Origin of the sequence: uncultured Thiodictyon sp. (assembly GCF_903828115.1) — a bacterium.
Taxonomy (GTDB): domain Bacteria; phylum Pseudomonadota; class Gammaproteobacteria; order Chromatiales; family Chromatiaceae; genus Thiodictyon.
In genome coordinates, this window is the sequence record NZ_CAIKKU010000562.1 from 1 (window position 1) to 2,142 (window position 2,142).

General features: G+C 69.9%; 3 protein-coding genes and 1 pseudogene. 1 reads left to right on the forward strand and 3 read right to left on the reverse strand.

Going from position 1 to position 2,142, the window contains the following annotated elements; all coding sequences use genetic code 11:
* A pseudogene (locus QZY48_RS20940) lies at nucleotides 1-245 on the forward strand (transposase); the annotation flags it as partial.
* Between the two features lie 146 nt (nucleotides 246-391).
* Here QZY48_RS20940 and QZY48_RS20945 read toward each other — a convergent pair.
* The 3 genes from QZY48_RS20945 to QZY48_RS20955 all read right to left on the reverse strand — a co-directional run.
* Nucleotides 392-562, reverse strand: a complete 171-nt coding sequence (locus QZY48_RS20945; protein ID WP_295434803.1) for a hypothetical protein — start codon at nucleotides 560-562, stop codon at nucleotides 392-394.
* A complete protein-coding gene (locus QZY48_RS20950) occupies nucleotides 520-1,809 on the reverse strand; it encodes a type II toxin-antitoxin system VapC family toxin (protein ID WP_295434805.1) in 1,290 nt (429 codons plus the stop codon). Before QZY48_RS20950 ends, QZY48_RS20945 begins: the two co-directional genes overlap by 43 nt.
* A partial coding sequence (locus QZY48_RS20955) for a hypothetical protein (RefSeq protein ID WP_295434807.1) occupies nucleotides 1,793-2,142 on the reverse strand: 350 nt, incomplete at its 5' end. The genes QZY48_RS20950 and QZY48_RS20955, both read right to left, overlap by 17 nt.

A 2,142-nucleotide genomic window follows, 5' to 3' on the forward strand; every position in this document is an offset into this window, starting at 1 on the left:
CGACCCCGCATGGCAGCCCCAGTTGGCACCGCGGTTACCACCGGCGTAGCGCCCTGGAGCGGATCAATAACCGCATCGACAACAGCTTCGGCTTCGAGCGGCATTTCATCCGCGGCCTGGCGAAGATGCAAACCCGGGTCGGCCTGGCCCTTGCCGTCATGATGGCCATGGCGCTGGGACACGTCAAAGAAGGTCGCATCGAGCAGATGCGCTCGCTGGTCCAGCCCATCCCGGCCACCGGCTAACCCGCCCCTCACCGCCGCTTCCGGTCAGGCCGCTGGCGCGTCGCCTGCGGGCGCGGCTGTCCGCGGCAACGAGTTGTTGAGAACTCTTCTCATTTCGGTGCTGCGGCGACCCGATTTTGCCCGCGCCCGCGCGGAAATCCTGCGCGTCAGGCCCGCCTGAAGCTGATCTCGCCCGGCGGCGTTTGCGAAAAACGCCACAGCGCAAATGGCTCCACCAGGGCGAGGGTGGACAGGAGCTGGCGCCCGTGCTCGGGCGGTGCGGCGATGGCGTGCTTCAGGATGTGGTTGCGGCTCTGGACCAGGTCCAGTTTGCCCAAGTCCAGCCGCGCCCCCCCAGGGGACCCGGGTCCGCGCACCAGGCATCGAAGTTGCCGCGGTCCGGCAGATAGTCGAGCACCAGGCCCGCGAGCACGCCGATCACCAGCGGGTGGTTGTCGCAGTGGCGGGTGAGATAGTCGCGGATGGCCTGCGCATCGCCGGTGACGCCGCAGGCGCGAAAGAGCGCCTCCGCGTCCGCCGGGCGCAGACCCGGCAGCGGCAGCCGGCGCACGCTCGGGATGGGCTGGCTAGCGGGATTGAGCAGCACCTGGGGCACCAGCCGGGAGCTGACCAGGACCTTGAAGGAGTACCAACAGCGGCCGGCCCAGTCGCCGCGCAGCTCGGTGGCGTGGCGGTTGATCCAGTGCCAGGTGAGCATGCTCTTGCCGTTGCCGCCGATGGCGTCGAAGAGCAGCAGGTTGTTGGGGTCGGCGGCCTGAGCCCAGTCGTCCAGTGCCGCAAGCTCGGCCTGCCGACCCACGAACTGGTCGCGGCCGATGTAGGGGGGCTCGGCGTAGAGGTCGGGCGGCATCGGGATGGCGGGCTGCCCTGGACCCGGGGCGGCAGGCGCCCGGGTGGGCTCGGGGCCGGGCTGGGCGGACGCCAAGTGCTCCCGCAGGCGGGCCAGCGGGGCGGCGAGCTTGTCCTTGAAGTCCGCGAGGCTGTCGAACGCCGCATAGTCCCGGTGCACCCGGGAGTCCGGCGCGGACTGCTGGGCGCGGGCGCGCAAGGCCGTCAGCTTGGCGCGCCGGTCCGGGTCCAGTTCGATATCACGCTCCTTGACCGGATGGTCCTCGCCCATGACGAAGAGCAGGACGGGCCGGCCGAGCCGGACCGCCTCGTCATGCTCCAACTCGGTGATGGAGCGCGCCTGCGGGTTGCGACGGGGACACTCGGGGGTCTGGCCGTACTTGCGGCTGACGATCAGGATGTCGCCAAAGTTGAGCCCAGCCGGATGCCGACCCTTGCCGAAGCGCCGGAAGCCCAGGGCCGCGGCATCGGCCAGGGCCTCGTCCAAGGGGACCGTTTCGATGCGCTGCATGGCAAGCAGTCGCTTGGCGCGCTCGACCCCGACATCGCCCAGCCGCGACTGGATGACCAGCAGGAATTCGGTGCGGTTGGGTGCACACAGACCGATCCTGGCAGCAGCAGCCAGCGCGGTCAGGAGGTCCGCAGCCTCCGGTTCCCCGAGCAGGATCGCGGTCAGGGCGCTGGTATCGACGACCAGATCAATCGCAGTGGCCATCGGCGTTGTAGCCCAGAATCTCATCGTCACTGCGCCGATCGAGTACCGGCAAGGTCCAGACCTCGGCTTTAAGCCATGCGAGGCTTTCCGCTACCGAGGGCCGGCGCGGTCGATCGCGTGCGCCGCCCAGTCCCGACTGAAGGGCGACGATGGCCTCCTGTGCCATGGAGCGGCGGTGGTCGGCGGCGGCCTTGATCAAGACTCCGGCCACGCGCCCTTTGCGGCAACCCGTCGCGGCCGGGGGGCCGCGCCTACGGCGTCGGGGCGGCCCCACGGCCGCGCCGGATGTGAGGCGCGAGGTGGCCGAAGTAATGATCAACACAGCCAGAGGCC